This is a genomic window from Hymenobacter negativus (assembly GCF_017571495.1).
In the GTDB taxonomy this organism is placed as follows: Bacteria; Bacteroidota; Bacteroidia; order Cytophagales; family Hymenobacteraceae; genus Hymenobacter; species Hymenobacter negativus.
The window spans coordinates 672495-699153 of sequence record NZ_JAGETZ010000001.1 but is presented as its reverse complement, the minus strand read 5'-3'; the positions used below and the strand labels follow the sequence as shown (position 1 = coordinate 699153).

Genomic DNA, 26659 nt, shown 5'->3' with positions numbered 1-26659 from the left:
TTCCGGGTTATGCTGTAAAATTAGATGATTTACATCAGCTATCCAGCCTTTTTTCGGTAAAAGGTGCGAAATTCTTTTGTAATGGCATAAAATTAACCGGTCAATGATATTTTTAGTTCGATGGGTATAAAAATAATTCTATTGCGCAACCGTTAACGGCTCAGCTGTTGGGTCGGGTCCGCGGTAGTCGTCCACAAACTCGCCCTCCCAGCGGGCTACCACGGCCGAGGCTAGGCAGTTGCCCAATACGTTGACGGCGGTGCGCGCCATATCCATCAGCGCATCAATGCCGAGAATGATGAACACCGGCCAGGCCGGAAGGTTGAACGAGGCTACCGTAGCCAGTAGAATAACCAGGGAGGCCCGCGGCACGCCCGCCACGCCTTTGCTGGTGAGCATGAGCGTGAACACCATCAGCAGCTGCTGTCCAAAGGTGAGGGGCACCCCGGCCGCCTGGGCCACGAACACCGCCGCGAGCGAGAGGTAGAGGGTGGTGCCATCGAGGTTGAACGAGTAGCCCGTTGGCATGACGAAGGCCACGATGCGGCGCGGCACCCCGATGCTTTCCATGGCCTCCATGGCCCGGGGCAGCGCCGCTTCGGATGAGGTAGTGGCGAAGGCTATGCTCACCGGCTCGGCCACGGCTGCAATGAAGCGCTTGAGTGGCAGGCGAGCCAGGAAAGCCACTGGCAGTAGTACAAGCAGCACAAAGGCCGCCAGCGCTCCGTAGAGCGTGAGCAGCAGTTGAAAAGCATTGAGCAAGGGAGCAAAACCCATCTTGCCCACGGTGTAGGCCAGGGCTCCGCCCACGCCCAGCGGCGCGAAATACATCACCACGTTGGTGAACTTGAACATAACTTCCGACAGGCTTTCGCAGAACTCCAGCATCACGCGACGGGGCCGCTCGGGGGTGAGGGCCAGACCGATGGCGAAGATGATGGCGAAAATGACTACTTGCAGTACTTGGCCTTCGGATACTGACTTGGCAATGTTTTCGGGGAAGATGTGCAGGATAATGTCGGCCGCGGTTTGGGGCGCAGCAGCAGTTAGTGCTTCCTCCTTCACCCCGGCCTTGCTGATGCCCACGCCGGCCTTGGTCAGGTTGATGGCGGCCAGGCCGATAAACAGCGCGAACGTGGTCACCACTTCAAAATAAACCAAGGCTTTAATGCCCATACGCCCCACTTGCTTAAGGTCGGCGTGGCCCGCGATGCCGACCACCAGGGTAGCAAAAACCAGCGGGGCAATGATGGTTTTCACTAGCCGCAAGAAGGCGTCACTCAGTACTTTCAGGTTCATGGCTACGCCTGGTGCGTCGTGGCCCAACTCGATACCAACCAGCATGCTCACCACAATCCAGAGGGTGAGAGAGCGCCGTGGTGCCACCGCGGCACCAATGGCCAGCAGCGCCACCCAACGGGCGGCAGCAGGCACGGCCGGCGATAATGTAAATAAATTGTTGGCTACCAATAAGGTAGCAATTCCAGCCAGGACGGCCAAAAGGATTGCAATAAGGGGTAAACGAGATTTTGCCATGCAATGAAAAGTGGGGCAGTAATTACAGAACCAACCTCAAAGAACGACATTCTTGCGCCAGCGGCTCCAGTCAGACTCAATAGAGGCAGCACGGCGCGTACAAAAAAGGCTATGCATCAAGGCGGTACAGAGCCTTTTGTGGCATATGCGGGAGCAGGGCTACGGCAGCGAGAGCAGGTAGCCGATGGTAAAGTTGGCATCGTAGCCGAACACGAACTGCTGGCAGCCGGTAGCATCTGCCACCGCCCGGTAGATGTTGAGTCCCGCTTTGCCCTTCGCCCCAGCCGGCGACGCATAGGCGCTGGGCGCACTTAGCACTGTGAAAGGCTCTTGGCCCTGGCGCACGGCCTTGGCCAACTCGTAGGGAGCCCCGCCAATGATGAAGCAGGTGCGGCGCAGCTTGGCGGGTACCTGCCCGGCCTTGACTTTTACTTCCGTGGCCACGATGGCGTCGTTGAGGCCTTTCTCATAATACTTAGAGCCATGGGTATCCAGTGATTGTGGCAGGCCACGTTCCAGCCAGGAAATCTTGCTGTTGGCCGAGCCAATGTCCAGCACGAAGGCTTTATCGGCGTAGGCATTGGGCAGGGCAGCCCGCAGGCCCAGGGTGCCTTCGCGCTCGGGCGTCACGGTGTTCACCTTGTATTTCAGGCTTTCCAGCTCCTGCACGATGCGGCGCGTCACGTCGGCGGTGGCTGCCCCGGAGCTGACCACGAAATAAATGTCGCGCCCGTTTACCCCAAAATCCAGCATTTTACCGATGTAAGCCTTGAGGCCGCTGCGGATATCGTCCGCGGTAGCCATGTTTTCCATCACCAAGCTGTTGCCGAATTCGGATTTCTCTAGCTGCCAGTTGTGTTGGCCATCAATGCGCACAATGAACATATTGAAGCCGCTGGCCCCCAACTCTACCACGCCCTTGAGCTTGCCACCAACCGGTGCCGTTGGCCGAAACGTGAAGGCCGCCGGGCTGGCCGCCGGAGCTGGAGTTGGAACTGCTGGAGCCGGAGCTGCTACCGGAGCAGGCTCTGCTGCTACAGAGGGGGCGGTGGCTTCGGTTGTAGCGGCTGATTCGGCGGGAGGGTTTTTCGGCACGTATTCTCCATTCAAGCTGAGCAAGTCGCCTTCTTGCATGTGTACCCGGGTGCCATTTGTGAGCAGCACCGATTGGGTGCGGTATTCCAAGCGAACACCGTTGGGAAGGGCCACGTCTTGGGTAAGGGGCTTGGCTTTGTTGCCGGTTTGCACCACCAGAGCCTTGTTTTGTACTGTGAACCATGGGATGACGCTATGGGCTGCCGGTGTCGGTGTCTGAGCCTGCACAGGCAACGCCAGACCTATCCACATACCAACTAAAGAAAGCGTGAGCCGTAAAGATTTTTTCATGAAAAGGGGGGTGAGAAGAGCATTTATGTAATAACCAAGAATAGTTATTACTCAGCAAAACTACTGTGGCGCGTACCCATTCAACCACTAGCTTAGACCGATTAGAATGAAAATTAGGTTGATTAGCAGAAATTCCAGCTGAACAGCTGCATTTACCTGATGGCTGCGTAAAGACTGCTTGCATCTTGTTGAAACTGCGCTGCCGCCTTCGCCTCATTCCTTCCCATGCCCGCCTGGTCCCTCACCCCGCTCTTGCTGCCTCTGCGCTACGTGTGGAAAATTTCCCGCAACGCCTCCTCCATCAAAACTAACCTGCTGCTGCGCATCAGCGCCCAAGGCCACACGAGCATCGGCGAAGCAGCGCCGAATGTGCGCTATGGCGAAACCCCGGAGCTGTTGCAGGAGCAGTTTTCCGTGCTGCAGGATAATGGCCTGGCAGCTGTAGCCTCCCTGCAGGAACTCGACGCTTTACTTGCCGTTCAACCAGTTTCGCACGCTTTGAGCTTTGCCCTCGAAGCGGCTTTGGTGCACTGGCTAGCGGCCTGTGCCGGGCAGCCGGTGTGGCAGTGGCTGGGCGTCCCGGCCCCGGCACCCAGCGTACCTACCGCTTTTTCCCTCCCTATTATGGAGCCCGGTGCAGTGGCCGGCTTCCTGCGGGACCAGAACGCAGCCCGCTTCGAACTGCTGAAAATCAAGGTGAACCAAGCCGAAGGGCTCGACCTGTTGCGTGAAGTAGGCCGCGCTTTGCCCGGCCACGCCCTATTAGTAGATGGCAACGAAACCTGGCCCGATGCCGACAGCGTGCTGCATTTTCTGGCGCAAGTCGCTGCCTTGCCCGGCCTGCGCCTGCAGCTACTGGAACAGCCCATGCCCGCTGCCCTGGCTGCCGACTACCGCTACCTGTGCCTGCGCAGCCCCGTGCCGCTCATCGCTGACGAGTCGGTGACCGACACTGCTGATTTTGCCGAAATAGCCCAGCAATTTCATGGAGTGAATATGAAGCTGATGAAAGCCGGTGGGTTTCGGCGTGGCATTGAGTTGCTACGTCGTACCCGCGTCCACCGGCTCGTACCCATGCTGGGCTGCATGGTCGAGACTACCGTGGGCATTGCCGGCGCCCTGCAAATAAGCGCCCTAGCTGATGTGCTCGACCTCGACGGCTTCCTGATTGTGCAGGACGAACCCTTTGGGCTGGTGACGGAGGCTGACGGGCAGCTAGCGCTTAAAGCGTAGAGCCAACGTAGTCTTCTGGTCCGGCCCGACCACTCGTGGCAATCGGACCGGGCCCGACATCTGCTCCTTTATTTAGAAGCCAACTGGGAATCAAGCTTCGTCAGCTCGTCGTCGATGGCTTTTGTTTCGGGGGTAGCGGGTTGGCTCTGGCTGAGCAGGTTGACTTTACGCGTTAGTAGCTCAATCTTTTTATTGAGCAGTGACACCTGCGTGGCAGGAGCCGCATAGCCGGGGCCATGTTGCACATAGGTGTCGTACTTGGCGCCGGCGGGTGCTGTTTCGCCCCGGGCCGCCGCGGCGCTGCCTGGGGTGGCAAACACCACGCCGCCATCAGCTTTCACATAATCGCGCTCGCGCAGGGTGATTTTCTTGCCCTGTGGGTTGATTTTATCGGCTGGCATTTCAATGATGCCGTTTTTATAGTTGATTTTGACGCCACTGGCCAGCTTCACATTCTGGGTGAGGGCTGTGATTTGGCTGCCGTCGCGACGCACAACCTCGCCGTCTTTCATCACAAATTGGGTGCGAGGCGTGGTTTTCACGGGGAAGCCGCCGTCCTGGGCAGCGGCAAGGTGCGGGGTAGTGGCCAGACAGGCGGCCGTGAGCAGTAGGAAGGCGAAACGATTCATGGCGAGGAGTGTGCGGTGAGGAAATGGAATGTTTGCGGGAGTACGTTTGCGGCAGAAATTGGGTGAGAAGTTCTGGTATTGTGCCAGATTTTTTTTAGAAATGTTGGAACGGTGTTGCAACATTAAATGTATGTACATAAATTTGCATCCGATTCCACTGCCTCCCATGCGCATCGAAGACGAAATCAAACAGCCCATTTTCCGCGACGAGTACCAGAAGGCATTTATCAACCTGATATATACCTCTAACTGGTTGCAGCAGCGCCAGGCCGCAGCCTTCAAGGGATTCGGTCTCACCTCGCCGCAATTCAATATCCTGCGGATTCTGCGGGGTCAGCATCCACTGCCGGCCACCGTGGCTCTGCTCATCGACCGGATGCTGGACAAAACCAGCAACGCCTCCCGAATTGTGGACCGGCTCGAAGAAAAAAAATTAGTGACCCGCACCGTGTGTCCAGCCAACCGGCGCGCCGTCGACATCCGAATTACGAAAGCCGGGCTAGAGTTGCTCGAACAGGTTGATGAATCGGGCGTCTTGGCCTCTGACGGAAACTGCGCCCTGAACGAGGACGAAATGCGCCAGCTCAACTTCTTGCTCGACAAGATGCGCGACATCGAATAACCGCTTACCCATTCCATTGCCGTGCTGCTTTGGCACGCTTTTTCGCTACGGCCCGACCGTGGTTTTTGCTCCATCCTTTACTCATTACCTTTTTTCCAATACTTTTTTCTCATGAAAAAATTCCTGTTGCCCGCCCTGTTTGCCGTTGCCGTTATCGGCGTAGCTCCCGCCGCTTCGGCTGCCAAAGTAGCTCCCGCCAAAGCAGCCGCCGCTGACCCTGCTTACAAACTGCAGCCGCAGCTAAGCACCCTGGGCTGGGAAGGCAAAGCCGTAACCCACGGCCACAACGGCACCATGAACTTCACCGGTGGCGACCTGATTGTTAAAGGCAGCTCCATTGTGGGTGGTACTGTGACCGTGGACATGAAGTCCATGAAAGCCACCGACATCAAGGACGCTGACAGCCAAGGCAAATTCGTGGGCCACATGAGCAGCGATGATTTCTTCGGCGTAGCTACGTACCCCACTTCGACCTTCAAAATCGTGAGCGTAACACCTATTAAAGGTGCTGCTAAAGACGCTGATAACGTGACCATCGCCGGCGACATGACCATCAAAGGCGTAACGCAGCGCATCAGCTTCCCCGCCAAAGCCGGCGTGAAAGACGGAATTGCTTCGGCCACTGGCAAGGTGACCATCGACCGCACCAAATTCGGCCTGAAATACGGCTCGAAGTCTTTCTTCGAAAGCATCGGCGACAAAGCCATCAACGATACCTTCGATTTGACTTTCAACGTCATTGCCAAGAAAGCCTAATGACGGACGATGTCCATTGGGCATCACAAAAAAAGGCCTCGCTGCGAGCAGCGAGGCCTTTTTTTGTGGATAATGACGGCTAGCGGGAAGCGGGCGCTGATGCCGGAGCGGTGTCGGGCAGTGCGCCGGCGGGTGGGGGAGTGGGCAGCCCCGGCTGCACCAGGCCGGCCCGTGGCTCCAGGCGTATCGGGGCCACGGCTGTTTCGCGCAGGCTAAGGATGCCGTACGCGGTTTCGCCGGGCTTGAGGACGCGGTTGGTGAGGTCGTAGGCGGCAAATTCTTTGCGCAGGTTGGCATTGGCACCGCTGGCACCCAGCATGTTACCACCCGTAATAAATGGGCCGGTGGGCAGAAAAGTGCCGCCGCTGGCCTGGCCCGTGCGCGGGTCGGTAGTGCCGCCTACCTGCACATTCAGCAGCAGGTAGAGCAGGTAGATGGCCACGCCCTGCCGCAAATCGTGGGCCGCTACCGCCGAGGGTACGATGCCAATGGACCGCTCGCCGTAGAGCAGGTTTAGGTCGCGGGTGAAATTCACTTCCCGGTCCCAGTTATTGGTAACTTTCACAGCCACCACGCGGTAGCCGAATTTGTCCTCCTTTTTAACGTATTTCTTGTTGGCGTGCCGGAGGCGCAACGCATCAAACTGGTATTCGAGGCTTACCGGACCCGTAGAAGCCGAAGGCGTGTAGGTATTGATGCTTTTAGGCCGGATAAGTTGATAGGAGCCGGCACAGCCTGTAGTAAAGGCCAGCCAGCCGGCTGCCATAAGCGTCGTAAAACGTGGGGGCATAAATTATTTTTGGGGTAGACAATTCTCAGCAAAGCTAAGTGGGAATGTCGAATTGCCGGGGTAACTCAAACTTGAGGTTGTGGCTTTTTTTGCGGCGGTGCAATTCGCTCAGAATATCGTCTAATTCAGCCTTGTATTCCACCCACAGGTCCTCGTGCAGGCTTTTGAGCACCAGCGCAGGTACCCGGGCGGCCAGGCGGGCAGTGGCGTTATAGAAGCCGTCCCACACGCTATCAAACTGCCCGGAGTAGTTGTCGATGCACTGGCGTAGGATGTAGACCAGCAGGTCGATTTCCAGCTGCTTGTTCTTGGTGATGCGGCGGGCGCGGGCGGCTTCCTGCACGCTGGCCCGCACGGCCTTCACCAAGCTGCGATTGAGCAGGCGGCCGGTTACGGCTACATTAAAGAGCTCGTGGATGCGGTCGGCGGTTTCTTCCTGCACCTGGCCCAGGGTCACATCAGCCAGCAACTCAAAGCGGAAGGTTTCGTAGAGCTCGGCGTCGCGGCGCACGGCGCGCAGGAGCAGGGCTTCCTTTTCGGGCTCGGAAAGGCGCTTGATGGCTTTTTTGAAATCGGCGGAGGGAACGGGCATGGAGAGCGGGGTAAAGGTTCGCGCTGCTGCGCTGCTGCAAAACAGCTTGGTTTGGCGAAACGAATTCGCCGGATTCAGGGTTATTAGGAGCTACCTCACGCGGCCTTTCCTGCGTAAATTTGCCTTATGAACACGCGTCCGCAAATTGATTACGATGAAGAGGTACTGTTGCTCGAAGAAGAAGCCGAGCTGCGCAACCTCGTTGTGTACAACGACGACATCAACACCTTCGACCACGTCATCAAAACCCTGATTGATGTGTGCGGCCACCAGCCCGAGCAGGCTGAGCAGTGCACGCTGCTCATCCACTACAAAGGTAAGTGTGCCGTGAAAATGGGCACCTACGAAGAGCTAGAGCCCATGTGTAGCGCCATCCACGACCGCGGCATTTCGGCCGACGTCGTTTAATCTTTGGTGCTTGGTTGTTGGTGCCTGGTGCTTGGTTTCAACCGCACTTTCCTACCAAGCACCAGGCACCAACAACCAAGCACCAATTATCTGAATGGAATTTCCCTCAAAGCTGATTGAAAACGCCGTGGGTGAGCTCTCTCGCCTGCCCGGCATTGGGAAGAAAACGGCCCTGCGCCTGGCCTTGCACCTGCTGAAGGCCGAGATGGACACCACTGCCTCGCTGGCCGAAGCGCTGGCTAAAATGCGTTTCGAAATCACCTATTGCAAAACCTGCCACAGCATTTCCGATGCTGAAGAGTGCGGTATTTGCGGCAATAAGCTGCGCGACCACAGCCTGGTTTGCGTGGTATCGGACGTGCGCGACGTCATCGCCATCGAAAACACGGGCCAATACAAAGGCGTGTACCACGTGCTGGGCGGCGTGATTTCGCCCATCGAAGGCATTGGGCCCGCTGATTTGCACATCGATTCGCTGATAGAGCGCGCCGCCGCCGAAGATTCGGAATTGCGCGAAATCATCCTTGCCATCTCGCCCACCATGGAGGGTGACACCACGGCCTTCTACCTCTCGCGCCGTCTGCGCGATTTGCCCAATGTACACCTCAGCACCATTGCCCGCGGCATCCCAATGGGTGGCGAGTTGGAATACGCCGACGAAATCACCCTCGGCCGCAGCATTGTGGACCGCCAGCGCCAGGCGCGCTAGAACGAGTACCCCGAAATTTCATTTCGGCTCCGAGAACGATAAATACGACAGTCGTTCTGGCGCACCGAAATGAAATTTCGGGGTACTCGTTCTAATTTCGCCCTCCGTGGTCAAGCTCTCCGTCGTCATTGTCAACTACAACGTCTGCTATTTCCTGGAGCAGGCGCTGCTCTCGGTACGGCGAGCCGTGGAGAAGTTGGGGCAGCCGGTGGAGGTGTTCGTGGTCGATAATAACTCGGCCGACGGCTCAGTGGCCATGGTGCGGGCCCGCTTTCCGGAGGTCATTCTGATTGCCAACCGCGACAATCCCGGCTTTTCTAAAGGAAACAACCAGGCCCTGCGCCGCGCCACCGGCCAGTACCAACTGCTACTCAACCCCGATACCGTGGTGGAGGAAGACACCTTTCGGACCTGCTGCGATTTCATGGATGCCCACCCTGACTGCGGCGGCCTGGGCGTGAAAATGCTCGATGGCCAGGGCAAATTTCTGCCCGAAAGCAAGCGCGGCCTGCCCACGCCCGACGTAGCCTTTTACAAAATGTTTGGGCTGGCCAGCGTGTTTCCAAAGTCACGCACCTTCGGGCGCTACCACCTGGGCTTTCTGAATAAGGAGGAAACGCACGAGATTGAGGTGTTGAGTGGAGCCTTCATGCTGCTACGGAAGGCCGCGCTCGACCAGGTTGGCCTGCTCGACGAAGACTATTTCATGTACGGCGAGGACATTGACCTCTCGTATCGTCTCACCCAGGGCGGCTGGAAAAACTATTATTTCCCAGGCACGCGCATTATCCATTACAAGGGTGAGAGCACGAAGCGCACCAGTGTGAACTACGTGTTTGTGTTCTACCGGGCGATGGTAATTTTTGCCCAAAAACACTTCGCGCCGGGCCGGGCGGGCCTGTTTTCGCTGCTGATAAATGCCGCCATCTGGCTGCGGGCGGGTGCTGCCGTTGCCGAGCGCCTGGTGATACGCACCGCCCCGTTGCTGCTCGATGCCAGCTTGATTTGGGGTGGTATGTATTTCCTCAAAGACTATTGGGAGGACAACCACAAGTTCGTGCCCGGCAACTATCCGCCCGAATATATGGAGGTGGCCGTGCCGGTCTACATCCTAATCTGGCTGATTTCGGTGTTCCTCAGCGGGGGCTACGACCCACCGGTGCGTACCTCGCGGGTGGTGCGGGGCGTGTTTGTGGGCACGCTGATTATTTCGGCAGCCTCGAATTTTCTGGATGCCTGGCGCTTCTCCAAGGCCCTGATTATCCTTGGCGGGGCCTGGACCGTGGCCGCGCTGGTGGGCCGGCAGCTGCTCACGCACTTCATCAAGTACCGCAACCTGCACCTGAGCGAGCGCCGCCAGAAAAACATCGCCATAGTGGGCTCGGGGCCGGAGAGCCGCCGCGTGCGCGCCCTGCTGGAACAGGCCCAGGTATCGGCCCGTGTAATTGGCTACGTGAGCGTAGGCAAGGAAAAAGCACCTGCCACAGCGGCTAATGATGCCGACCATTCGCTCAGCCATTCGCTCACCCAGTCGCTCATCGAGCCGCTGGGCGAGCTACGCCAGCTGGCCGATATCATCCGGTTGTATGCGCTGAATGAATTGATTTTTTGTGGCAAGGACCTACCTGCCAGCCAGATTATCACCCTCATGCTGAGCCTGCCCGCCGACCCGCCGGTGGCCTACAAAATCCTACCCGAAGACAGCCAGTACATCATCGGCAGCAGCAGCAAGGACTCGCCGGGCGACTACTACACCCTCGACATTGCCCTCAACCTCTACCAGCCCCAACAAGCCCGCGCCAAACGTTTGCTCGATGTGCTGACCAGTGCCGGACTGCTGGGGCTGGCCCCGTTGCTGGTCTGGTTCCAGCCCAAAAAAGCGGGTTTTCTGCGTAACTGCGCGTCCGTGCTGCTTGGCAACCGCACCTGGGTCGGCCTGCGCTACCTCGACGGTCCGGCCCGCGCCGTGCCCGCCGTGCTCTCGCCTGCTGATGCTGCCAACGCCGCCACGCCACTCAATGAAGTGACCCTGCGCCGCCTGGAACTGCTGTATGCCAAGGATTATGAGCCTGGCACCGATTTGCGAGTGCTCTGGCGCTGCTGGCGCCGATTGGGAGAATAAACTGACCAAATAAGGAATGGCGGAAGACCAACAATTTGCGGCCGATGTGTTGGCCTTGCTACCGGATGGAGCCACTTGGCGCTTTCACGGGCCTGATAACGAGTGGGCTGCCTTGTTGCCCGGCCTCGACTCCTGGCAAGGGGAGCTGGCTTGCTGGCAAATCGTCGTTGGCGGCCCCGAGCGGCAGGCGTTGCTTGAGCTGTTGTCGCGCGAAGAGGACTATGGGTCCGGCTTTTTTGACCAAGTAGAATCGGTAATAGTAGAGTTCGATGGACAGCGGTTGTTGGAAGGGTTCGATGGGTTGGAATTCGTATACGTTTCCAGGTACTTGCCAATTCCTGAGGCGTTCTATTCCAAGTACTTCGCCGCCCATGATGAAAGGGTGGAGCAGGCAAAAGACTGGTAAAGCCAGTTGGCTTTTGGCCGCACGCGACCCAAACAGAGGGGCTTGATGTTGCCTGAGGCATCTGTTTCTACCTTTGCCACTCCTACACCGCCGATGCCATGCCTGAAACCGCAACTGCCCTCGCTCCAACTTCACCGCTTTCTGACCGCCTGCTGGCGATGACCGAGCCGGCCACCATTGCCATGGTCAAGAAGGCCCGTGAGCTGATGGCCAAGGGTATAGATGTTATCAATCTTAGCTTTGGCGAGCCTGATTTTCAGACTCCGCAGTACATCAAGGACGCGGCCAAGCAGGCCTTGGACGACGGCTACACCTTCTACACACCCGTGCCTGGCATCCCGGAGCTGCGTCAGGTCATCTGTGAGAAATTCAAGCGCGACAACCAGCTCGATTTCCAGCCCAACCAGATAGTGGTGAGTACTGGGGCCAAGCAGGCCCTGGCCAACGCCGTGCTCAGCCTGGTGAACCCAGGCGATGAAGTCATCGTGTTTTCCCCCTACTGGGTGAGCTACGAGGAAATGGTGAAGCTGGCCGAGGGCGTGACCGTGACTCTGCGCGGCACTCTGGCCAACGAATACAAAGTGACCGCCGCCCAGCTTGAAGCCGCCATTACGCCGCGCACCAAGCTGGTGATGTACTCATCGCCCTGCAACCCGACCGGCGCGGTTTTCAGCCGTGAAGAGCTGGGCGCCATTGCCGAGGTACTGGCCCGGTACCCGCAGGTGTACGCCCTGGCCGACGAGATTTACGAGTACATTAACTTTGTGGGTGAGCACGCCAGCCTGGCCCATTTTGCGGAAGTAGCCGACCGGGTTATCACCGTGAATGGCTTCTCCAAAGGCTACGCCATGACTGGCTGGCGCCTGGGTTATCTGGCCGCCCGCCCCGACATCGCAGCCGCCTGCGAGAAGATGCAAAGCCAGATTACCTCTGGTACGTGCTCCATCACCCAACGGGCGGGGGTGGCGGCTCTGCGTGGCGGGCGGGCCTCGGCCGATGAGATGGTGGCTGCTTACCGCCGCCGCCGCGATTTGGTGCTCGGCATTGTGAAGGACATCCCCGGCTTCAAGACGCCTACGCCGAGCGGCGCCTTTTACATTTTCCCGGAAGTATCGGCCTATTTCGGCCGCACCGCGCCCGACGGCAGCACCATCAACAACGCCCTGGACCTGGCAATGTTTCTGCTGAACGATGCCCGCGTATCGGCCGTGTCGGGCGATGCGTTTGGGGCACCAGAGTGCATCCGCTTCAGCACCGCTGCGGCCGATGAGAAGCTGGTGGAAGCGTTTGGCCGCATCAAAGCCAGCCTGGCGAAACTTTAATTTCACTGGTTGTATATTGCTGGTTGTCAGTTGTTAGTCCCGGGATTAGCAACAAGCAACAAGCATCTGACAACCGACAACGAGTAACTGACAACTGAAAACGCTAGCCGACCTTTTTCAAGACTTCAACAACCTGCGCGTCCTCATCATCGGCGACGTGATGGTGGATGCCTATGTGTGGGGTCGCGCCACGCGCCTCTCGCCCGAGGCGCCGGTGCCGGTGGTGCACGTGGCTCGCACCGAAAACCGCCTCGGAGGAGCTGCTAACGTAGCTCTGAACGTGCAGGCCCTCGGCGCCACGCCGCTGCTCTGCGCCGTGATTGGTAATGATACGGGTGGCGACCAACTGCTACAGCTGCTGCACGAGCACGACCTGCCTGCCGATGGCCTCATTCGTAGCGAGGCCCGGCCTACTACGGTAAAGCAGCGCATTTTGGCGCAGGGCCAGCAGCTGCTGCGCATCGATTCGGAGATTGAAACCGACCTGAACCACGAGGAAGCTGCCCAACTGCTCGCTGCCTACGACGACCTGCTGACTCGCGCCGACGTGGTGGTTTTTGAGGATTACGACAAGGGTGTGCTCAGCGAGGCCATCATTACGGAGTGCATTGCTCGGGCCCGGCAGCGCAACATTCCCACGGTGGTGGACCCCAAGAAGAAGAATTTCCTGGCCTACCGCCACTGCACGCTCTTCAAGCCCAATCTGAAAGAGCTGCGCGAGGGCCTGAAGCTGGAGTTCGGCGAACCCAATACAGACCGCGCCGGCTTTGAAGCCGCTGTGACCCGGCTGCGCGAGACATTGACGCCTGAAATCGTGCTGGTAACGCTCTCGGAGTATGGCGTATTTGCCCAGCAGGAGGAAGTGAAAACCTATCTGCCGGCCCACCTGCGCACTATTTCCGACGTGTCGGGCGCTGGTGATACCGTTATTAGCATCGCGGCTTTGTGCGTGGCGCTGGGCCAGCCGGCTGCCTTCACGGCGGCGCTGGCCAACCTAGGCGGCGGGCTGGTGTGCGAGCAGGTGGGCGTGGTGCCGGTAGAAAAGCAGCGGTTGCTAGAAGAAGCGCAGGAGGCAGGCCTGTAAGTAAACTTGGCTTGGCTGTTCAGGCTGTTCTGTTGCGAGTTACGCTTGGCTAAATTCGCATTGGTAAGCAGCAATGCCAGCAACACTTGCTGTCGACTACACCGGAAACCACATGAAAGCCTTCCTGCCTCTTGTTAGTGCGGCGCTGCTGGCGTGCCATAAGCTATTTCCGGAGCTGGGCCCACAGCCCATTCCTGCTCCTATCCTCAGCGCCTCAATTAGCTTCGACCGGCTACTGTGGCTTCGGGAGCAATCTTTCTCCGTAGTCGACCACTACCTGCGAAATCGTGGGTGGAAGTTCATCAGCAAGCGGAAAGATGCAAACGCGCAGAACTCTGAGTACGCTTATACCGCTTGTAAATGGGCATATCCTAACCCATTATCGCCGCAAGCGGGGGATACCCTCTTTCTGTCTACGTCGAAGTATCCGTTGGAAATGGGCATGGTGTGCTACTATTCTCCCACGCCGGAGGAATACATGCGGATACGCGCGGTGGTCAAAGCGCGTCACTTTCCTTATTCAGGCCACAGCGGCCCTGAAAACAGTGACTTTATGATTTTTGAGGGCCCTCATCAGAGTGTGTCGCTATCCGTCCGCGCCGAAGAGCCAGGGCAAAAATATCAGGTTGGCATCGAGTATCGGAATCCTAAAATGGTAGAGTTTCTTCCGCCGCCCCTGCCTCCTAAGCAGGGTCGATAGTTGCCCACCAGTTGATTCGTTGCGGTGGTTTGGCTAAAGCTCTTAATAACCCAAGCTAAATTGCGGTCAGTGAATGGGGTGATATGTTATTGATAACCAGCAACTTAGAACCAAAAACGCAGTCGTCGCCAGTGGTGATTAGCCGTCCTGGCTTCAGAATACGCCCGTGGAAAAGCAGCGTTGGCTGGCAGAAGCGCAGTAGGCAGGGCTGTAGAATAATCGGGCTTTTTTTATATCCAGTAGGGAAGATTGTCTGGGGAGAAATACGCTGTAAGGTGCTCGAAATCACCGCCGGATTTGCAGACTTCAATGTATTCCAAAGCTTGGGCGGCTTCCTTGTTGGGCTGTTCTTTGAGGTAGGAAATAGTGGGTTCAACGCCGGCAAAAACGACTAGCTGGATGTCAAATTCGCAGGCGGTGTCGAAACTTAACTGCTTGGTTCGCCAAAGCAGAAGGCTGTCGCTAACGTCCTGGTGCAGCCCAATCAAATAACCGGCAAGCCGTAGTTCATCGGTGCCCATTGGTTCACCGCCATGCTCATAATAAGCTTGGTAGAGGGCGGTTAGCTCAGCCAGTAACGTGCGGGCGAAGTCAATGGACGGTTCGGACAGATAGTGTTGGTAAAGCTCGAATCTGGCACCATCTACCTGAATCAGGCGGTGAATAGCCTCGCTGGAAATACTGCCAGTCTCCTTATACTCCGTGAGCGCATCGCGTTGTATCATACTGACAAGTCTTTTATCACCCGCGCCGGGTTTCCCACCGCCAGTGAGTACGCTGGAACATCTTTTGTGACGACCGACCCGGCCCCGATAACGCAGCCGTTGCCGATGGTGACGCCCGGGCAGACGATAGCCCCGCCGCCCAGCCAACAGTCGTCGCCGATGGTGATGGGCTGACCCAGCTCCACGGTGCGCCGCACCACAGCATCGAGCGGATGGGTAGCGGCGTAGAGTTGCACACCCGGACCAAACAGGACGTTGGAACCGATGGTGACGCTGGCCACATCGAGGACCACGCAATTCACGTTGAAATACACGTTGTTGCCGCAGTGGATATGACTGCCGTAGTCGCAGTGGAAGGGCGGTTCGATGTAGAAGTTCTGACCTACGTTGGGCAGCAGCTCAGCCACGATGGCGCGGGCCGCGTCGGTGAGGAGATATTCCGTCACGTTCAGGCGGTGCAGCAGGCGCTTGGCGCGGGTGCGGGCGGCTACCAGCTCGGGGTCGGAAGCGAGGTAAAGCTCGCCGGCCAGCATTTTCTCTTTTTCGCTGCGCATGAAGTGGAGGTGCTTAAAAGAAGGAAACTAATGCACTCCTATCCGGTGCCAAGCCCACCAGCCAATAAATCCGATGGCCAGCAGGATGGCAAAGGCCATCCACAGGAACTTTGCCTCGGCGGACATGGGCTTCTGGCGCTGGCGGCCACTACTATCAACTAGAATACCAAACACGTCAGGGAGAAACCAGCCGACCAGCAGTATTGGCACAAGCAGCAGGAGTAACCCCAGCACGCGCAGCAACTGAGAGAAAAACTTGGAGCGTATGAGCGGGCTATCCAACCTAAGCCTTCTTCAGGAACTCGGTTTTAAGCACCATGGTGCTGCCACCAGCGCGTCCTTCAATCTCGGCCGGGCTGTTGGTGAGGCGAATGTTTTTGACCAGCGTGCCGCGCTTCAGGGTGAGCGAGGAGCCTTTTACTTTAAGGTCTTTGATGATGGTGACCGAGTCGCCTTCGGCGAGCAGGGTGCCGTTGCTGTCTTTTACGTCCATGAAATAAGTTGGAATGGGAGAGCGAATGGTTATTTCAAGCCCGCGGCTGCCCCCATAAAGTAGATATATAGCAGAAACGCCAGGGGCGAGAGGCTGCCCAGCGTAGCCAGCACTACGAGGATGGTTTCGCCCGTGGTGCGCTCGGGCCTCCGCAGGTACCAGCGCCACATGAAAAACAGGACGCCCAGCAGCAGGGCCAGGGTGAGGTAAAAAATGGGGCCGAACATGGGAGAGAGTCAGTTTGGATTTAAAGCCAGGAAGCCGGGGTCCAGAAGTGGCTTTTGTAAGCTGGCCAAGCTCGGTGAATTGCTTCTATTAATTCCTTGCCGCCTGCTGTTACGGAATCCTCATGCGAGAAATAAAGGAGAAACTGAAATGCAGCATCGGTGTACATATGTTCAAGGCCATTATAGCCAAACACACATTTACCTAAGTCAACAAACGATACTGCTCCCCCTTCCACAATCTCATAGGCAGTTGCTATGTCAAATATGTCTGCAAGAAGTAGTTTGATGGTTTCGGCATCGAACCATTCAAGAAATGCTTCCAAGTCATAAATCTCCAGTTCCTCTGAGTTATCAGCAGGGCCGATGATGGGGACCCAACCAAAAGGCAGGTCGCAATTCCACCGGGCATTCAATTCAAGCAGAACCAAATCTTCAGACATAAGCCAATAAATTACCCCCGCCACGCCTTCACCGTTTCCACGAAGACGCGCACGTTGTCGGGGTTGGTGTCGGGGTACACGCCGTGGCCGAGGTTGGCGATGTGGGGGCCGCCGGCGAACTGGCGTAGCATGGCTTCGGTGGCGGTTTTCACCTGCTCGGGGGTGCCGTAGAGAGCGCAGGGGTCGAGGTTGCCTTGCAGGGTTTTGTCGCCGGCCTGGGCACGCACCTGGGCGGCGTCCTGGTTCCAATCGAGGCCGATGGTGCGGCAAGGCATGGCGGCAAACTCTGGCACGGCCCACCACGCGCCTTTGGCAAAGACGGTGACGGGCACCAGCGGGGCCAGTGCCTCGCAAATGCGGGCGATGTAGCGGGCCGAAAACTCGGTGTATTGCGCGGGTGGCAGGATGCCGGCCCACGAGTCGAATACCTGAACCACCTGCGCCCCGGCCGTTACCTGGGCTTGCAGGTAGGCAATGGTAGTGAGGGTGATTTTCTCCAACAGCCGGTGGGCCAAAGCAGGCTCGCGGTAGAGCATGGCGCGCGCTTTGGAGAAGGTTTTGGAGCCGTGGCCTTCCACCATATACGCCAGAATGGTGAAGGGTGCGCCAGCAAAACCGATGAGCGGTACCCGGCCATTGAGGGCTTTTTTAGTGATGCGCAGGGCCTCCAGCACGTATCCGAGGCCTTCTTCGGGCTCTGGAATGCGGAGCTTATCGACGTCGGCAGCCGACTTGATAACTTCGGGGAACAGGGGGCCGCGGGCTTCCACCATTTCGTAGGGCAGGCCCATGGCATCGGGCACCACCAGGATGTCGGAGAAGATGATGGCGGCGTCCACGTCCAGCGCGTCGATGGGCTGGATGGTGACTTCGGCGGCCAGCTCGGGGGTTTCCACCAGCTCTTTGAAGCCGGAGAGGCGGGCGCGCAAGGCGCGGTATTCGGGCAGGATGCGGCCGGCCTGGCGCATCAGCCAAACGGGGGTGCGCTCGGTGGCTTCGCCACGAGCGGCGCGGAGGAAAAGGTCGTTTTTCAGCATAATATCGGGCACAAAGGTAGGGGAGAGGCGCGGGCCTGACCTTGCAAAGTGCCTGCCTGGGCGGGTTTGACGCTATAGAATACCGTTTTAAGGGTGCGGAATGCTGTTTTGGGGCTGCGGCATGGGCTAGTAGCGCGAACTTTTAGTTCGTGTCCCCGCGCGATGCCTGGACGGCGCTACTGGCGCGGGGACGCGAGCCGAAAGTTCGCGCTACAGTGCTATTTGCCGAACTGCCGCAGGTTGTAGGTGAAGCTCAGGAGGAAATACTGCTGCAACACGCGGCTGCGCACGTCTTCCACGTAGGTTTCGGTGGTATTGCGGACCACGCTGCGGTTCTGGTGCAGCAGGTCGTAGACCTGGAGTTTGAGCTCGCCCTGCTTGTTGGCGAAGAACTGGCGGGCTAGGGCCACGTTCCAAAGGGCAATGCGCTGGTTGAAGCCGGCGGCGCGGCCGGTGTTGTTGTTCAGCCACAGGTCGGAGGTGACGACGAAGCGGGCCGGAAGCTGGTAGAAGACGTTGGCCGAGAGGGTTTGGGTGAGGTAGGCCGCGTTTTGGGCGGGCAGGCGCGAGTAAGTGGCGGTTTGGTAGGTCAGGTTGGCGTTGAGGCCGAATTCGAGCTCATCGTTGAAGGCCGAATTGATGCCGGCGTCTTGGCCCAGGCTCCAGGTGCGGCCGGTGTTCAGCGCGCCGTTCACGAAGCTGGGCGACTGCACGAAAGCGGCGTTGGTGGTCAGGCTGAGGTTGATTTTGTGAGTAGCCAGCCGCTGGCCCAGCGCCAGGAAACCGCTGAGGCTGTAGTAGCCGTCGGCGTTTACGGGCCGGGTGGTTTGCACGCCAGCGGGACTGAAAGCGGTGGCCGACACGATGCGGTGGTCGACGCGGCTGCCGTTGAGCTGGCCAAACACGCTGCGTTGGGTGGCGGCGTCGAACTGCGAGTAGGTGGCCGCCAGCGACTGCACGTATTCGGGGCGCAGGCTGGGGTTGCCCACGTACACGCTCAGCGGGTTGGCGTTGTCGCGCACGGGTTGGAGTTGGGTGGCGGTGGGCAGGCCCAGGCGGGTGCGGTAGGTGAGGCGCACCGTGCGGCTGTGGCGGCCGGTGTAGCTGAAGGTGGCGTTGGGCAGCAGCGTGGTAAAGCGCCGCCGAATGGTGGTGTCGGCCGTTTCGTTGTGCACAGCCAAGTCACCGCGCAGGGCATCGAGGCCCACGCCGATGGTGTAGTGCAAGCGCTTCTTTTGCAGAGTGGCCCCGGCCCGGTGGGCCTGGTACTGGCTCACGAACTGGTTGCTGAGGCCCGGATTGGGGCGGTCGTACTGGCCGGTGGCTTCGGTGAAATCGGTGGTGCGGCGCTGGCTGCTGGTGCGGGCGTCGGTGCCGGTGTAGTGTATGTCGAGCTTGGTGCGCAGGCTCAGCGGCTCGGTGTAGGCCAGGCTCAGCACGTGGTTGTGCACGGGCGTGGCCTGCTCGGTGCGCTGGTTGAGCACCTGGGTGCTGGCCGTGCCCAGGGTGTCGAAAAACGTGTTGGTGGCGCGGTTATACGCCGTGCCGTCGGTGTAGCTGAGGGTGGAGTTGAGGTTGGCCGAAAAGGAGCGGCCCAGCCGGGCAAACTTGCGCATGAGCAGAGCATTGCCGCCCCCGTTGAGGCTGTTGAAAGTGGCATCGTACTGGTTCTGGCCCTGGTTGAGCAGGCGCAAGCCGCTGGTGGATTCCTGCTGATTCCGGCGGGTGAGGTCGGTGGTTTGCTGCCACACGTAGGGCGTGAGGCGCAGCGAAGTAAGCGAGTCGAGAAAGTAGTCGAGCCGCAGGTTGAAGCGGTGGCCGGTGGTGGTGGGGCGGTCGAGCAGGCGTTGGGTGATGATGAGTGGGGCGCTGGCTTCGGGGCCCGTCGTGCCGGCCACATTTTCGCGCCGGATTAGCTGGTCGGTGGTCACGGTGGCGCGGCTGGCGAGGTAGCTGGTGGCTACTTCGGCGTGCTTGCCCCAGGCGTCGCGGTAGTTGGCGCCGGCCTCGCCCGCTTCGGTGATGCTAGTGGGCTGGGTTTCGGGCTGGCCGCCCGGCGCCTGGGTGTCCGGGCCGCTGTCGCCGAGGGCGGGGCCGCCATTATTCGAAATGCCGGGCTCGTTCACGTTGTTGGCCTGGGCCAGCACCGAGATTTGGCGGCCGTTGTCGAAGCGGTTCAGGCCCAGCTTGGCTTGGTAGCGGCCGGTGGTGCCCGGGCCCCCACCGTTGGCCCCGAACCAGCCCTTGCGCTTGTCGCGCTTGGTTACAAGGTTGATGGTGCGCTGGCGGTTGCCGTCGTCGATGCCTGAAAAGGCGGCCTGGTCGTGCTGCTGGTCGTATAGCTGCACCCGGTCGATGATGTCGGCGGGCAGGTTGCGGGTGGCCAGCTTGGGGTCGTCGCCGAAGAAGGGCTTGCCATCCACCAGCACCCGGCTCACGGCCTGGCCCTGCGCCCGGATGCTGCCATCGCGGGCCACTTCTACGCCGGGCAGCTTCTTGAGCAGGGCCTCCACGGCCGCGTTGGGCTGGGTTTTGAAGGCGCGGGCGCTGAAGTCCAGCGTGTCGCCGTGCACGTCTACCGGGGCGCGCTCCTGGGTCACCACCACCTCGCCCAGCTGGTGGCTGAGGGGCCCCAGGCGCAGGGTGCCCACGTCGGGGGTGGGCTGGGCGGCCGTCACGACCACCGGCAGCAGCCGGGGCCGGTAGCCCAGCGTCGACACCAATACCACATATTGCCCCAGCGGCACTTTGGGCAGGAAAAACCGCCCGTCGCCGTCGGTGATGCCGAACGCAACGTAGCTCGAATCGTGGGCCAGCAGCAGCGAAACCGAGGCTTCGCGCACGGCCTTGCCGGTAGCCGAATCGGCCAGGGTGCCGCGCACCGTGCCCGGGCCCGGCGGGGGAGGGGCCTGCGCCCGGCTCCCCGCGGCGGTGAGGCCGACCAGCAGGCACAAGAGAAAAAACAGACGCATAAACGGGGCTATTTCTCGTTCTGGATGAGCTGCTGGCGGAAGTCGGCCAGGGCCTTTTCGCGCAGGTCCTTTAGTTCCTCGGGCGTCACTGCCTGAGCCGTTTGGGCGGGGCGTACCTCGGCTTCGGGCACCGCTTTGGTATCGATTTTCGTGGCCTGGTACTGCTCCCGCTCGCTTTCCAGGGCCAGCACCACGCCGTGCTCGGGCACCAGCTCCCGCTTGGGCGAATAGGTGAAGGGCAGGTCGGTGGTGTACCACACAGTGTAGGTTTCCTTGTTGAGGAGCACCGTGGCCTTGTGGCAGAGGTAGCCGGCAATCTTCTTCGTCTGGGGACTCAGCTTCCAGCCGGCGACCGGGGCGAAGGGCTTGTCGCTGCGGTAGGCAGTGGGCGTCGGGTCCTTCAGGGTGAGTACCGTGGTGGTGGCGCGGCCGGCCAGGTCGAGGTAGGTGGTTTCCTCAAAGGGCCGCTTGATGACGGTGGTCTGGGGCACGCCCGGCGCGCCGTTGGTGGAAGTAGTGGTGGTGCTGATGGCGCTGCTTTCGCGCTCCTCGCGGGCGTAGCTGCCCGCGAAGGTGAGCGACAGGCCGATGGTGCGCGACATGGGAATGTCGGTGGGGAAATCGGGGCTGCCGGGCTTCACCACCTGCCCGTTCACCACCACGCGGATGTCGTTGGGGTCGATGAGTTTGGTGACTTCGTACTGGATGTGGCCGGTGGTTTGGGCGGTGGCCGCGCCGCCGAGCAGCAGGCCGAGGGCGGCGGTGAGGGCGAGGATTGGGGCAGCGTTTTTCATGAGGGCTGAGGGGTTGAATTGAACGCCACAAAGCACCGAACTGCGTTTGTAAAGTACTGTTATACTGTGTTAAATAGTGTTAACGGCGCGGGCCGTGCCCCTTCGCTACGTACTTTTGTTTGGCCGAGCCGTCACCTGATTCCTTCCCGCATGAAACGCCGCATTCGCTCCATTTTCCTGCTTATGGTGGTGTGTATGGTGGGCATCAACGGCTTCCAGGCGTATTGGCTCTATACTACCTATCAGCTCACGGCCAGCCAGTTTGCCCGCACCGTGCGCGACGCCCTGGCCACGGTAGTGCAGCGCCAGCAGGTGAACGCCGCGCGCCAGCTGCTGGGGCCCCAGGCCGGCAAGCGGCCGAAGCGGATTGTCTACGCCACGTTCGGCAACGATGCCAGCCAGCCCAACCGCGTTGTGGTCATACCCCGGGCCCGGCCCGATTCCACGAAGGTGGCGCCCCGGCACCCGCGCCAGAAGGTGGAAATGACGGTAACCACGACGACCACCAGCACTAGAATCAGCAGTGGTAACGCCGTCGATACCCTGGCGCGCAGCATTTCCCGGCTCATCATCAACGACTGGGCCGGCCCCCGCACCATCGACCTGAGCCAGTTTGCCACCGCCTACCACGCCGAACTGCGCCAGCGTGCGGCCGATGCTCCCTTCGTGCTCGATACCCTGCGCCTGAAGCCCGCGCGGGGCGAGCGGGCCCTGGCGCCACCCCGCCACCTGCCCGCCGGCTACACCCTGCTCACGCCGCCCACCCTGCTCAACCCCGTCACGGACCTGCAGGTGCGGGCCGCGTTTGAGCCGCCCACGTCCTACGTGCTGCGCCGCATGGGCGGGCTGCTGCTGGGCTCGGGCCTGCTGCTGGCCCTCACCACCGCCTGCTTTCTGCTGATGCTGAGCACCATTCTGAAGCAGAAAAAGCTATCGGACGTTAAAAATGACTTCATCAACAACATGACGCACGAGTTGAAAACGCCCCTGGCCACGGTGTCGGCGGCAGTGGAGGCCCTGCAAAACTTCGGTGCCCTCAACGACCCCGCCAAAACCCAGACCTACCTCAGTATCTCACGCACCGAGCTCCAGCGCCTGTCCGACCTCGTAGAAAAGGTGCTGAACATTGCCGTAGAGGAGCGGGAGCAGCTGGAACTCCGGCCAGAAGCCGTGCAACCCGCCGAGCTGGTAGCCGAAATAGTAGCCCGCCACCAGCTGCAAGCCGCCAAAACCGTGAAATTTGACGTGGAAGTAGCCCCAGCCCCGTTTGTCAGCTTCGACCGCCTGCACATGGGCAACGTCATTAACAACCTCATCGACAACGCCATCAAATATTCCAAAGAAGCCGTCACCATCACCATCCGGGGCCAGCAGGAACCCACCGGCTGGCTCCTTTCCGTGGCCGACAATGGCCCCGGCATCGAGCCGGGCTACCAGCACGCCATCTTCGACCGCTTCTTCCGGGTACCTACCGGCAACCTCCACAACGTGAAAGGCTTCGGCCTGGGTTTGTACTACGTGCGGCAAGTGGTGGAACGCCACGGTGGCCGCATCAATGTGCGCAGCGGGCTGGGGCGGGGGAGTAGGTTTGAGGTTTGGATTCCGGCTACAGCCTGACGCGGGTAACCTCACGGGACCCCTGCGGGGCGACCCCTCTCCTGCGGAGGGGAGAGCCTGACGACTTTTAACGCAAGATTTTATAATACGCCGCCGTGGCTCCCCGCTCCGCGGGAGAGGGGCCGCCCCGCAGGGGTCCCGTGAGGTTACCCACTAGCTTATGCCCACCATCCTCCTCATCGAAGACGAGCCCTCGCTCGCCCTCATCGTCAAAGACAGCCTGGAGAGCCGGGGCTTCACTGTGCAGTTCGCCGCCGACGGCGAGGCGGGCCTGCACCTGTTCCGGCAGCAGTGCCCCGACATTGTAGTGGCCGACGTGATGATGCCCAAGCTCGACGGCTTTTCACTGGCCGAGCAAATCCGGCGCGAAAGCGTTACGGTGCCCATTCTCTTCCTCACGGCCCGCTCGCAGCCCGCCGATGTGGTGCGCGGCTTCGAGCTGGGCGGCAACGACTACCTGAAAAAGCCTTTCAGCATGGACGAGCTGATTGTTCGCATCAAGGCGCTGCTCATGCGGTTGCCCGTGGCAGCGTCCGCGCCGTACGGTCCGCTCGCCATCGGCCGCTACCAGTTCGACCATCCCAAGCAGAAGCTGCGCCTCGGCCTGCTGGAGGAAAACCTCACCAACCGCGAAGCCGAGTTGCTCAAGCGCCTCTATGACCAGCGCAACCAGGTGCTGGAACGCACCGCCGTACTGCGCGAGCTCTGGGGCGACGACTCCTTTTTCAACGGCCGCAGCCTCGACGTCTTCATCACCCGCCTGCGCCGCTGCCTCAAAGACGACCCGCAGGTACAAATAGTCAACATCCGCGGCATTGGCTACAAGCTCATCGTGTGAGCAATAACGCGAACCTTCAGTTCGAGCCCCCGCGCCGTTAAAGCCTTTTGCAAGTCGAGACGCGCCCGGACGCGAACGAAAAGTTCGTGCTACTTCGCCAAGCCCGGAAACAGCGTGCTGATGGCCGAGGCCAGGAAATTTACCCCGATGGCCAGCGTGAGAAAGCCCATAATACGCGACATGGCCGCCATGCCCGGCTTGCCCAGCACCCGCGTGAGGCGCAACGAAAAAATGAGGATAATAAAAGCCGCCAGCGCCACCAGCACGAAGCCGGCCACGGTCATGGCTTTATCTACATAAGTGGGCCGGATAAGGCCGATGCACAGGGCCATGGAGCCCGGCCCCGAGAGCATGGGCATGGCCAGCGGCGTAAAGCTGATGTCGTCCTTGTGCTTGCTTTCCTCGAGGGCATCGGGGCCCACCCGGTCGCGGTTGGCGCCGGGCGTAAGCAATTCGAAGGCCGAGCGCATGAGCAGGATGCCGCCCGCAATGCGCAGGTGCTGAATGCTGATGCCGAAAAAGTTGAGAATATACTGCCCGCCAAAAAAGGCCACGCTCAGAATGGCCACCATGTAGATGCAGGCGCGCAGGGCCGTGCGGGCCCGTTCGGAGGCCCGGTCATCGGCCGTGAGGGTGAGGAACACCGGCATGGCCCCGAAGGGGTTGACGATGGAAAACAGGGTGGTGAAGGTGGCGAGCAGAACTTCCATAGCCTGCAAAGGTAAGGGTAGGGGCGGGGGCAGGCAGAAAAGCCCTATTTTGCTGCCCCAACTACGCCCCAGCTTTCGCCGTAGGGCAACAACTTACTTTTTTGCTTCCCACTTGATGTTTCCTGATACTTCCGCAACGGCCGCCCCAGGCGGCCCCGACGACCGCCCCGCCACCGAAACCCCCATTGTGGGCATCATCATGGGGTCGAAGTCGGACCTGAAAATCATGTCGGCCGCTGCCGATTTGCTCCGCCAGTTCGGCATTCCCTACGACATTACGTTGGTATCGCCGCATCGCACGCCCCACCGCATGGTGGAGTACGCCGAAAACGCCCGCAAGCGTGGCCTGCGCGTGCTCATCGCGGGCGGAGGGGGCGCGGCTCACTTACCGGGTATGGTAGCGGCCTTCACCACGCTGCCCGTCATCGGGGTGCCCATCAACAGCACGTTGTCCATTCAGGGGCTCGACTCCATTCTGAGCATGATACAGATGCCGGCCGGCACGCCCGTGGCCACCGTCGGGCTCGACAATGCCACCAACGCTGCCGTGCTGGCCACCCAAATGCTGGCCATCAACAACGCTCGCCTGGCCGATGCGCTGGAAAAATACCGCGCTACTATGAAAGACCGGGTGATGCGCACGATTGAGGAATTGCGCAAAGGCGGATTTCAGGACGATGTGTAGCCGCGGAATCAGACTGATTTCGTTTAATGCGCGCCAGACGAGCGCAGGATGACAGGTGAGTTCCTGGCCGCTACTATTCAAATTCCCACCCCTATTCAATGCCCACCGTTCTCTCTGCATTACTAGCCACTGGCCATTGGGCTACGTGGATTTTGGGCAGCCTGGGCCTGTTGGTAACGCTGCTGCCCATCTTCCGCCAAACGGCGTGGTGGATTCGGATTTGCGACTTCCCGCGCCTGCAAATTGTGGCCGGATTGGTCTTGAGCCTGGTTGGTGCCCTGGCACTGCCCACGCCGCGCAGCTTCGGCCACAGCTTCTTTGTGGTGAGCCTGGGCGTGGCCATCGTCTATCAGCTCAGCCGCATCTGGCCCTACACGCCGCTGCACCGCAAGCAGGTGAGCGATGCCCGCCGCCCCGACGATGACGACGACTTCCACCTCAGCCTGATGGTGGCCAACGTGCTCATGTACAATCGTGACGCTTCGCGCTGCGTGGGCCACATCCACAACCTGCGGCCCGACATCGTGCTGGCCGTCGAAACCGATGACTGGTGGCTAAGCCAACTCCAGCGCATCGAAAAAGACTACCCCTATACCTGCCACGCCCCGCTGCCCAATACCTACGGCATGCTGGTATTCTCGCGCCTGCCGCTACGGGCGCCCGAAATTCGTTACCTACTCGACCCAGATATTCCTTCTTTTCACGGGCGGGTGGTGCTTCCCAGCGGCTTGCCCGTGCAGCTACACTTCCTGCACCCCAAGCCCCCGGCCCCGCAGGAATCGAAAAACAGTGCCCGCCGCGACGCCGAGCTGCTCATGGTAGGCAAGATGATTCAGGAGCACGATGGCCCGACCGTGGTCGCCGGCGACCTCAACGATGTGGCTTGGTCGCATACGTCCGAGCTGTTCCGGCGCCTCTCGCGCCTGCTCGACCCGCGTATTGGTCGCGGCCTGCTGCCCACCTTCCATGCCGACCATAAGCTACTGCGCTGGCCCCTCGACCACGTCTTCCACTCGGCCCACTTTCGCTTGCAGGACCTGCACCGCCTCACCCACATTGGCTCCGACCATTACCCCATCTACATCCGGCTCAGCTACGAGCCTACTGGGTGGCAAGAGCAGGAATTGGAACTGGAAGAAGCCGATGCCGACGACGAGGAAGAAGCGGAGGAAAAGATTGAAGAAGGCGTCGAGGACGTGTTTCTGGGGGAGTAAGCAAATGGTAAAGCTCAAAAAAAAGTCATGCCTCGGCTCCGCCTGGCATGACTTTTTT

General features: G+C 59.8%; 29 protein-coding genes. 14 read left to right on the top strand and 15 right to left on the bottom strand.

The window, feature by feature from the left end; genetic code table 11:
* Window positions 1–138: 138 nt before the first annotated feature.
* The gene (locus J4E00_RS03085; protein WP_236049396.1) at window positions 139–1500 is read right to left on the bottom strand and encodes a dicarboxylate/amino acid:cation symporter; all 1362 of its coding nucleotides are present in this window, start codon (window positions 1498–1500) and stop codon (window positions 139–141) included.
* 195 nt (window positions 1501–1695) lie between these two features.
* Window positions 1696–2922: a DUF6799 domain-containing protein gene (locus J4E00_RS03080; protein WP_208173534.1), complete on the bottom strand. Its 1227-nt coding sequence runs from the start codon at window positions 2920–2922 to the stop codon at window positions 1696–1698.
* Window positions 2923–3147: 225 nt separating this feature from the next.
* On the opposite strand from J4E00_RS03080, the gene J4E00_RS03075 reads away from it, so the two are divergent.
* On the top strand, window positions 3148–4155 hold the full coding sequence (locus J4E00_RS03075; protein ID WP_208173533.1) for an enolase C-terminal domain-like protein: 1008 nt from the start codon (window positions 3148–3150) through the stop codon (window positions 4153–4155).
* A gap of 68 nt (window positions 4156–4223) precedes the next feature.
* On the opposite strand, the gene J4E00_RS03070 is transcribed toward J4E00_RS03075, so the two are convergent.
* Window positions 4224–4784 (bottom strand): DUF6799 domain-containing protein, encoded by a 561-nt coding sequence (locus J4E00_RS03070; RefSeq protein ID WP_208173532.1) that lies wholly within the window; start codon window positions 4782–4784, stop codon window positions 4224–4226.
* A gap of 166 nt (window positions 4785–4950) precedes the next feature.
* Between J4E00_RS03070 and J4E00_RS03065 the strand changes: the two genes are divergently transcribed.
* Entirely contained in the window at window positions 4951–5406 is a 456-nt protein-coding gene (locus J4E00_RS03065; protein WP_208173531.1) for a MarR family winged helix-turn-helix transcriptional regulator, read from the top strand.
* A 111-nt stretch (window positions 5407–5517) separates the two neighbouring features.
* Window positions 5518–6162: a YceI family protein gene (locus tag J4E00_RS03060; protein WP_208173530.1), complete on the top strand. Its 645-nt coding sequence runs from the start codon at window positions 5518–5520 to the stop codon at window positions 6160–6162.
* A 79-nt stretch (window positions 6163–6241) separates the two neighbouring features.
* Here J4E00_RS03060 and J4E00_RS03055 read toward each other — a convergent pair whose 3' ends face one another.
* Window positions 6242–6952 (bottom strand): hypothetical protein, encoded by a 711-nt coding sequence (locus J4E00_RS03055; protein WP_208173529.1) that lies wholly within the window; start codon window positions 6950–6952, stop codon window positions 6242–6244.
* Window positions 6953–6986: 34 nt separating this feature from the next.
* Window positions 6987–7544, bottom strand: coding sequence for a hypothetical protein (locus tag J4E00_RS03050; RefSeq protein ID WP_208173528.1), 558 nt, complete (start codon window positions 7542–7544; stop codon window positions 6987–6989).
* A gap of 126 nt (window positions 7545–7670) precedes the next feature.
* On the opposite strand from J4E00_RS03050, the gene J4E00_RS03045 reads away from it, so the two are divergent.
* The 7 genes from J4E00_RS03045 (at window position 7671) to J4E00_RS03015 (ending at window position 14295) form a co-directional block, all read left to right on the top strand.
* Entirely contained in the window at window positions 7671–7952 is a 282-nt protein-coding gene (locus J4E00_RS03045; RefSeq protein ID WP_208173527.1) for an ATP-dependent Clp protease adaptor ClpS, read from the top strand.
* A 94-nt stretch (window positions 7953–8046) separates the two neighbouring features.
* Window positions 8047–8661: a recombination mediator RecR gene (gene recR, locus J4E00_RS03040; protein ID WP_208173526.1), complete on the top strand. Its 615-nt coding sequence runs from the start codon at window positions 8047–8049 to the stop codon at window positions 8659–8661.
* A 106-nt stretch (window positions 8662–8767) separates the two neighbouring features.
* On the top strand, window positions 8768–10783 hold the full coding sequence (locus J4E00_RS03035) for a glycosyltransferase (protein ID WP_208173525.1): 2016 nt from the start codon (window positions 8768–8770) through the stop codon (window positions 10781–10783).
* 16 nt (window positions 10784–10799) lie between these two features.
* The gene (locus tag J4E00_RS03030) at window positions 10800–11189 is read left to right on the top strand and encodes a hypothetical protein (protein ID WP_208173524.1); all 390 of its coding nucleotides are present in this window, start codon (window positions 10800–10802) and stop codon (window positions 11187–11189) included.
* Window positions 11190–11287: 98 nt separating this feature from the next.
* Window positions 11288–12511 (top strand): pyridoxal phosphate-dependent aminotransferase, encoded by a 1224-nt coding sequence (locus tag J4E00_RS03025; RefSeq protein ID WP_208173523.1) that lies wholly within the window; start codon window positions 11288–11290, stop codon window positions 12509–12511.
* A 94-nt stretch (window positions 12512–12605) separates the two neighbouring features.
* Window positions 12606–13595 carry a bifunctional heptose 7-phosphate kinase/heptose 1-phosphate adenyltransferase gene (locus tag J4E00_RS03020; RefSeq protein ID WP_236049441.1) on the top strand — a complete coding sequence of 330 codons (990 nt, stop codon included), beginning with the start codon at window positions 12606–12608 and terminating at the stop codon, window positions 13593–13595.
* 112 nt (window positions 13596–13707) lie between these two features.
* Window positions 13708–14295, top strand: a complete 588-nt coding sequence (locus J4E00_RS03015) for a hypothetical protein (RefSeq protein ID WP_208173521.1) — start codon at window positions 13708–13710, stop codon at window positions 14293–14295.
* 230 nt (window positions 14296–14525) lie between these two features.
* Here J4E00_RS03015 and J4E00_RS03010 read toward each other — a convergent pair whose 3' ends face one another.
* The 9 genes from J4E00_RS03010 to J4E00_RS02970 form a co-directional block, all read right to left on the bottom strand.
* Window positions 14526–15020 carry a hypothetical protein gene (locus J4E00_RS03010; RefSeq protein ID WP_208173520.1) on the bottom strand — a complete coding sequence of 165 codons (495 nt, stop codon included), beginning with the start codon at window positions 15018–15020 and terminating at the stop codon, window positions 14526–14528.
* A complete protein-coding gene (locus tag J4E00_RS03005) occupies window positions 15017–15574 on the bottom strand; it encodes a sugar O-acetyltransferase (RefSeq protein WP_208173519.1) in 558 nt (185 codons plus the stop codon). The genes J4E00_RS03010 and J4E00_RS03005 overlap by 4 nt, the downstream gene beginning before the upstream one ends.
* Before the next feature lie 27 nt (window positions 15575–15601).
* Entirely contained in the window at window positions 15602–15808 is a 207-nt protein-coding gene (locus tag J4E00_RS03000) for a hypothetical protein (RefSeq protein ID WP_208173518.1), read from the bottom strand.
* Between the two features lie 49 nt (window positions 15809–15857).
* Window positions 15858–16067, bottom strand: a complete 210-nt coding sequence (locus tag J4E00_RS02995) for a zinc ribbon domain-containing protein YjdM (RefSeq protein WP_208173517.1) — start codon at window positions 16065–16067, stop codon at window positions 15858–15860.
* A 29-nt stretch (window positions 16068–16096) separates the two neighbouring features.
* On the bottom strand, window positions 16097–16294 hold the full coding sequence (locus J4E00_RS02990; protein ID WP_208173516.1) for a hypothetical protein: 198 nt from the start codon (window positions 16292–16294) through the stop codon (window positions 16097–16099).
* Window positions 16295–16314: 20 nt separating this feature from the next.
* Window positions 16315–16734, bottom strand: a complete 420-nt coding sequence (locus J4E00_RS02985; RefSeq protein ID WP_208173515.1) for a hypothetical protein — start codon at window positions 16732–16734, stop codon at window positions 16315–16317.
* 11 nt (window positions 16735–16745) lie between these two features.
* Window positions 16746–17774 carry a uroporphyrinogen decarboxylase gene (hemE, locus tag J4E00_RS02980; protein ID WP_208173789.1) on the bottom strand — a complete coding sequence of 343 codons (1029 nt, stop codon included), beginning with the start codon at window positions 17772–17774 and terminating at the stop codon, window positions 16746–16748.
* A 215-nt stretch (window positions 17775–17989) separates the two neighbouring features.
* The gene (locus J4E00_RS02975; protein ID WP_208173514.1) at window positions 17990–20743 is read right to left on the bottom strand and encodes an outer membrane beta-barrel protein; all 2754 of its coding nucleotides are present in this window, start codon (window positions 20741–20743) and stop codon (window positions 17990–17992) included.
* An 8-nt stretch (window positions 20744–20751) separates the two neighbouring features.
* Window positions 20752–21537, bottom strand: a complete 786-nt coding sequence (locus tag J4E00_RS02970) for a GLPGLI family protein (protein WP_208173513.1) — start codon at window positions 21535–21537, stop codon at window positions 20752–20754.
* 150 nt (window positions 21538–21687) lie between these two features.
* Here J4E00_RS02970 and J4E00_RS02965 point away from each other — a divergent pair, with 150 nt between their 5' ends.
* Entirely contained in the window at window positions 21688–23154 is a 1467-nt protein-coding gene (locus tag J4E00_RS02965) for a sensor histidine kinase (protein WP_208173512.1), read from the top strand.
* 160 nt (window positions 23155–23314) lie between these two features.
* Window positions 23315–23992 carry a response regulator transcription factor gene (locus tag J4E00_RS02960; protein WP_208173511.1) on the top strand — a complete coding sequence of 226 codons (678 nt, stop codon included), beginning with the start codon at window positions 23315–23317 and terminating at the stop codon, window positions 23990–23992.
* Between the two features lie 89 nt (window positions 23993–24081).
* Here J4E00_RS02960 and J4E00_RS02955 read toward each other — a convergent pair whose 3' ends face one another.
* The gene (locus J4E00_RS02955; protein ID WP_208173510.1) at window positions 24082–24702 is read right to left on the bottom strand and encodes a MarC family protein; all 621 of its coding nucleotides are present in this window, start codon (window positions 24700–24702) and stop codon (window positions 24082–24084) included.
* A gap of 199 nt (window positions 24703–24901) precedes the next feature.
* Between J4E00_RS02955 and purE the strand changes: the two genes are divergently transcribed.
* Window positions 24902–25387: a 5-(carboxyamino)imidazole ribonucleotide mutase gene (gene purE, locus J4E00_RS02950; protein ID WP_236049439.1), complete on the top strand. Its 486-nt coding sequence runs from the start codon at window positions 24902–24904 to the stop codon at window positions 25385–25387.
* Between the two features lie 98 nt (window positions 25388–25485).
* Entirely contained in the window at window positions 25486–26601 is a 1116-nt protein-coding gene (locus J4E00_RS02945; RefSeq protein ID WP_208173508.1) for an endonuclease/exonuclease/phosphatase family protein, read from the top strand.
* Window positions 26602–26659 lie beyond the last annotated feature (58 nt).

Excerpts from the sequence above, each read along its gene's own strand:
- J4E00_RS03080 (WP_208173534.1), bottom strand. The coding sequence starts at position 2,922 with ATGAAAAAATCTTTACGGCTCACGCTTTCTTTAGTTGGTATGTGGATA.
- J4E00_RS03075 (WP_208173533.1), top strand. The coding sequence starts at position 3,148 with ATGCCCGCCTGGTCCCTCACCCCGCTCTTGCTGCCTCTGCGCTACGTG.
- J4E00_RS03070 (WP_208173532.1), bottom strand. The coding sequence starts at position 4,784 with ATGAATCGTTTCGCCTTCCTACTGCTCACGGCCGCCTGTCTGGCCACT.
- J4E00_RS03065 (WP_208173531.1), top strand. The coding sequence starts at position 4,951 with ATGCGCATCGAAGACGAAATCAAACAGCCCATTTTCCGCGACGAGTAC.
- J4E00_RS03060 (WP_208173530.1), top strand. The coding sequence starts at position 5,518 with ATGAAAAAATTCCTGTTGCCCGCCCTGTTTGCCGTTGCCGTTATCGGC.
- J4E00_RS03055 (WP_208173529.1), bottom strand. The coding sequence starts at position 6,952 with ATGCCCCCACGTTTTACGACGCTTATGGCAGCCGGCTGGCTGGCCTTT.
- J4E00_RS03050 (WP_208173528.1), bottom strand. The coding sequence starts at position 7,544 with ATGCCCGTTCCCTCCGCCGATTTCAAAAAAGCCATCAAGCGCCTTTCC.
- J4E00_RS03045 (WP_208173527.1), top strand. The coding sequence starts at position 7,671 with ATGAACACGCGTCCGCAAATTGATTACGATGAAGAGGTACTGTTGCTC.
- recR (WP_208173526.1), top strand. The coding sequence starts at position 8,047 with ATGGAATTTCCCTCAAAGCTGATTGAAAACGCCGTGGGTGAGCTCTCT.
- J4E00_RS03030 (WP_208173524.1), top strand. The coding sequence starts at position 10,800 with ATGGCGGAAGACCAACAATTTGCGGCCGATGTGTTGGCCTTGCTACCG.
- J4E00_RS03025 (WP_208173523.1), top strand. The coding sequence starts at position 11,288 with ATGCCTGAAACCGCAACTGCCCTCGCTCCAACTTCACCGCTTTCTGAC.
- J4E00_RS03015 (WP_208173521.1), top strand. The coding sequence starts at position 13,708 with ATGAAAGCCTTCCTGCCTCTTGTTAGTGCGGCGCTGCTGGCGTGCCAT.
- J4E00_RS03010 (WP_208173520.1), bottom strand. The coding sequence starts at position 15,020 with ATGATACAACGCGATGCGCTCACGGAGTATAAGGAGACTGGCAGTATT.
- J4E00_RS03005 (WP_208173519.1), bottom strand. The coding sequence starts at position 15,574 with ATGCGCAGCGAAAAAGAGAAAATGCTGGCCGGCGAGCTTTACCTCGCT.
- J4E00_RS02995 (WP_208173517.1), bottom strand. The coding sequence starts at position 16,067 with ATGGACGTAAAAGACAGCAACGGCACCCTGCTCGCCGAAGGCGACTCG.
- J4E00_RS02990 (WP_208173516.1), bottom strand. The coding sequence starts at position 16,294 with ATGTTCGGCCCCATTTTTTACCTCACCCTGGCCCTGCTGCTGGGCGTC.
- J4E00_RS02985 (WP_208173515.1), bottom strand. The coding sequence starts at position 16,734 with ATGTCTGAAGATTTGGTTCTGCTTGAATTGAATGCCCGGTGGAATTGC.
- J4E00_RS02975 (WP_208173514.1), bottom strand. The coding sequence starts at position 20,743 with ATGCGTCTGTTTTTTCTCTTGTGCCTGCTGGTCGGCCTCACCGCCGCG.
- J4E00_RS02970 (WP_208173513.1), bottom strand. The coding sequence starts at position 21,537 with ATGAAAAACGCTGCCCCAATCCTCGCCCTCACCGCCGCCCTCGGCCTG.
- J4E00_RS02965 (WP_208173512.1), top strand. The coding sequence starts at position 21,688 with ATGAAACGCCGCATTCGCTCCATTTTCCTGCTTATGGTGGTGTGTATG.
- J4E00_RS02960 (WP_208173511.1), top strand. The coding sequence starts at position 23,315 with ATGCCCACCATCCTCCTCATCGAAGACGAGCCCTCGCTCGCCCTCATC.
- J4E00_RS02955 (WP_208173510.1), bottom strand. The coding sequence starts at position 24,702 with ATGGAAGTTCTGCTCGCCACCTTCACCACCCTGTTTTCCATCGTCAAC.
- purE (WP_236049439.1), top strand. The coding sequence starts at position 24,902 with ATGGGGTCGAAGTCGGACCTGAAAATCATGTCGGCCGCTGCCGATTTG.
- J4E00_RS02945 (WP_208173508.1), top strand. The coding sequence starts at position 25,486 with ATGCCCACCGTTCTCTCTGCATTACTAGCCACTGGCCATTGGGCTACG.